The sequence below is a fragment of the Mesorhizobium sp. B4-1-1 genome, from assembly GCF_006439375.1.
Lineage (GTDB): Bacteria > Pseudomonadota > Alphaproteobacteria > Rhizobiales > Rhizobiaceae > Mesorhizobium.
Map to the genome: position 1 here is coordinate 1 of NZ_VFTH01000051.1, position 2982 is coordinate 2982.

Sequence of the window (2982 nt, forward strand, 5' to 3'; positions counted from 1 at the left end):
CACCAGCCCTTCTGCGTCGGCCACTATTTCAAGCTGCCGGATGCAGGAGGCGATGTAGCCGGCGAGCTGATCCCTCAGATGCTGCTGTTTGTCGGGATCCTCGATCCGGCTGCACTCGATGCTCGTGCGGGTGACCAGGCTGGTGTAGGGCTTCGGCAGCTTGAAATAGTGGCCGACGCAGAAGGGCTGGTGGCGGCCGGCGTTGTCTTCCGGACAGGCTGGGATGGCGCATTTCGTCATGACCAGATGAACCCCTTGAGGACGTGCTTGCGCACGCGGCGGCGGAAGACGGCGCCGGCGGCGAGGTGCCGGCGTTGCTGGCGGGTGAAGACGAGATGCAGACCGGCCAGCAGCAGCGCCCAGAGCGCCGAGCCGATCGCGAAGCAGAGAAACCAGAGACCGTTCACCGTTTAGCCCTCCATTGTGCGTCGAAGGCCTGCCTGTCGCGGGTCGCTCGCTCGATGGCCTCGTCGGCCATTTCACGCATGATGAGCGCCTCGAATTTTTTGGGGACGACGATCATCCCGGCGTCTTCCAAGAGCGTGTTGAGCGCCCTCACGTCGTTGGTGACCGAAACCAGCGCCGCCAGCCGCAGGGCCGAGATCGAATGCTCCTTGGCCTGGCTGGCGTATGCGTCGAGCATCGCCTTCGACACCTCGTCCTTGAGGTAGTCGGACATCGCCTTGGCGATGTCGGCGCGGGGCTGCTGGGCCTCGCTCAGCGTCAGGCTCACGGCCTTCGACAGGCGGCCGGCGAGGTTCCAGGCGTGGACCTTTTCCGGCTCGAAGCGCTCGACGACATTCGTCGGCTCGTAGTCGCGGAAGAGGTCGAGCGTGTTCGACTTGCGGGCCATCAGGATTTCCGCCCTTTCAGCCACCGCTGGATGGCGGCCTCGTGCAGGGCGAAGAAGCGGTCCTGGTCGCTGTCCTTGAGCCTGGCGAAGTCGCCGGCCAGCTTCTGCCAGCCTGGCTGCTTCGCGGGCGGCGTCACCTTGTCGAGCAGCGCGATGGCGTCGGCGACCGTCGCGGCTTCCGCAGGCTCGGCCGTCAGCATCGCGGCAATGGCCGTCTGCCGCTCGGGAGTCTCGGCGGCGAGCTGCAGCAGATCAGTCTGGCTGTTGGCGACCGCGTGCAGCGAGATCGCCTGGCGGATCGGCTCGGGAATGGTAGCGATCTTCAATGCGTGGAAGACACTGCGGCGGGAGATGCCGAGGACAGCCTGGGCGGCCTCCGAGAAATTGAGTGCAAAGCTTGCACTCAACTCGTCGTCTTCGGTGATCTCGGCCGGACGCGCCTTCTTGCGGCCGACTTTGCCGGTGCCGTGCTCGGCGTCGTAGATATCGCGCCAGTCGGCGATGTCCTTGGCGCGGTCGAGGACCGACAGCTGACGCCGGATCAGGTTCTCGGCGATCTCGCGCTTGCGGATCTGCGTCTCAGTCGCGACCTCTTTCGGATCCTTGACGAAGGCGGCGATCTCGTTCCGGCCGATGCCGGTGACCGCGGCCAGTCGATGGCCGCCGAAGATCAGGCGGTATTTGAAGCCCTCGGCCGTGTCGGGCACGACCTCGATCGGCACCATGTGATCGTTGCCGGTCTGCATGTCGGCCATGAGCGTCGCCACCCAAGCCGGGTCGAGCCGCCGGCGATTGGCCGGCACTCTGATGTCTGCGATTTTGATCTTGGTCGGTTCCACGTCCGCTGCCCCCTGGTCTTGGCTCTGGCTGTCAGCGCTGCATCACGCGCTGGACAGCGGCCTCAGGGCGCGCCGGATGCGTTGTCTAAAATGAGTGCAACATTTGCACTTCCGGACTCACGTGGCCTGCTGGTAATGTCAGCCTCGTCATGACGGCCACGGGTGTATTGGGTCGGAAAAAGGGTCCGGAAGGGGATGTTCAGCGCTGCGGCGATCGCCTCGGCTCCTGGCCGGCTGCTACCGATGATCCCTTGCCTGCAGGCGCTGTCGTAAAGGCCAGCGTCTTTGGCGATCCCGGTTAGCGTCATGCCACGGCGCCGTATCTCGGCGTTGATGGCGTGACGGTCCCACACCTGGGGCGTGTTCATGGCGGCTCCAGCGATCGGCCGGACCTCTTGCAAAGGGCCGGTTGGTTAAAAATTGAAACAACACTAGTAGCGCCTATAGTCGCACCTAAGAGCGAAAATATCAACCGAAGGGCGAAACAATTCGCACGTCAGAGTTCGAAATTGGCATTTTGGTGTGAATAACAGGCTAACCGACGGAAAATAAATGACTTTTCCTGGCGAAGATTTGGACAGTGAAACTCTGACGCATGGTCAGAGTTCGCCTGCCCATGACGTGACGACGTTCGCCGGGCGCTTTGCGCTCGCACTAAGGGGCGAATCACCTCATGCGTTTTCGAAGCGAAGCGGCATCTCCGGAACTATGGTGCGAAAGTACCTGGACGAGGGGTCCTTGCCGGGCTTGGACAAGCTGCTTGAGATCGCTGAGCACACCAACGTGACGCTCGACTGGCTCGCTGCCAATCGCGGGCCGATGCGGCCGGGTTCCACGATCATGATTAGCGGCGGCAGCGGCACGCCTGAGGGGTTTGTCTCGGTGCCGAAGCTCGATATCAGGCCGAGCGCCGGCGCAGGCAGCATGGCCGTCTACGAAGAGAGCGAACCGGACATTTTCGCCTTTCGGGAGGAGTGGCTGCGCCGCATCGGAGTCAGCCCTAAGTTCGCCCGGCTGATGGTTGCCCAAGGCGATTCGATGCGCGAGACGATCAACGACGGCGATCTGATGATCGTCGACATCTCGATCCGCGAATTTATCGGCGAGGCGATCTATGTCCTCGTCTACGGCGGCTTGGTGCGCCTGAAACGCCTGCAATTGCTGCGTTCTGGCGTCCTGCTGCTGAAAAGCGACAATCGGGAATACGCGACTGAGGAAGTGCCGTTGGCCGAGCAGCCTGAGCTGATCATCGGTGGCCGCGTCCGTTGGGCGGGCGGGGCGATTTAAGGG

Annotated in this window: 6 protein-coding genes; 1 reads left to right on the plus strand and 5 read right to left on the minus strand. The window is 63.0% G+C overall.

What is annotated here, in order from left to right:
* From FJW10_RS30280 to FJW10_RS30295, 5 genes are all read right to left on the minus strand, one after another.
* On the minus strand, window positions 1-240 hold a 240-nt coding region (locus tag FJW10_RS30280; protein ID WP_140902768.1), incomplete at its 3' end, for a hypothetical protein.
* Window positions 237-407 carry a hypothetical protein gene (locus FJW10_RS30630; protein ID WP_181177722.1) on the minus strand — a complete coding sequence of 57 codons (171 nt, stop codon included), beginning with the start codon at window positions 405-407 and terminating at the stop codon, window positions 237-239. The genes FJW10_RS30280 and FJW10_RS30630, both read right to left, overlap by 4 nt.
* Window positions 404-853 carry a hypothetical protein gene (locus tag FJW10_RS30285; RefSeq protein WP_140902769.1) on the minus strand — a complete coding sequence of 150 codons (450 nt, stop codon included), beginning with the start codon at window positions 851-853 and terminating at the stop codon, window positions 404-406. Before FJW10_RS30285 ends, FJW10_RS30630 begins: the two co-directional genes overlap by 4 nt.
* Complete coding sequence (locus FJW10_RS30290; RefSeq protein ID WP_140902770.1) at window positions 853-1692, minus strand: ParB N-terminal domain-containing protein; 840 nt, start codon at window positions 1690-1692, stop codon at window positions 853-855. Before FJW10_RS30290 ends, FJW10_RS30285 begins: the two co-directional genes overlap by 1 nt.
* 62 nt (window positions 1693-1754) lie before the next feature.
* On the minus strand, window positions 1755-2060 hold the full coding sequence (locus FJW10_RS30295; protein ID WP_140902771.1) for a helix-turn-helix domain-containing protein: 306 nt from the start codon (window positions 2058-2060) through the stop codon (window positions 1755-1757).
* Between the two features lie 184 nt (window positions 2061-2244).
* Between FJW10_RS30295 and FJW10_RS30300 the strand changes: the two genes are divergently transcribed.
* Entirely contained in the window at window positions 2245-2979 is a 735-nt protein-coding gene (locus FJW10_RS30300) for a S24 family peptidase (RefSeq protein ID WP_140902772.1), read from the plus strand.
* Window positions 2980-2982: the final 3 nt, after the last annotated feature.

Coding starts and splice junctions, on each gene's coding strand:
- FJW10_RS30295 (WP_140902771.1), bottom strand. CDS start 2,060: ATGAACACGCCCCAGGTGTGGGACCGTCACGCCATCAACGCCGAGATA.
- FJW10_RS30300 (WP_140902772.1), top strand. CDS start 2,245: ATGACTTTTCCTGGCGAAGATTTGGACAGTGAAACTCTGACGCATGGT.
- FJW10_RS30285 (WP_140902769.1), bottom strand. CDS start 853: ATGGCCCGCAAGTCGAACACGCTCGACCTCTTCCGCGACTACGAGCCG.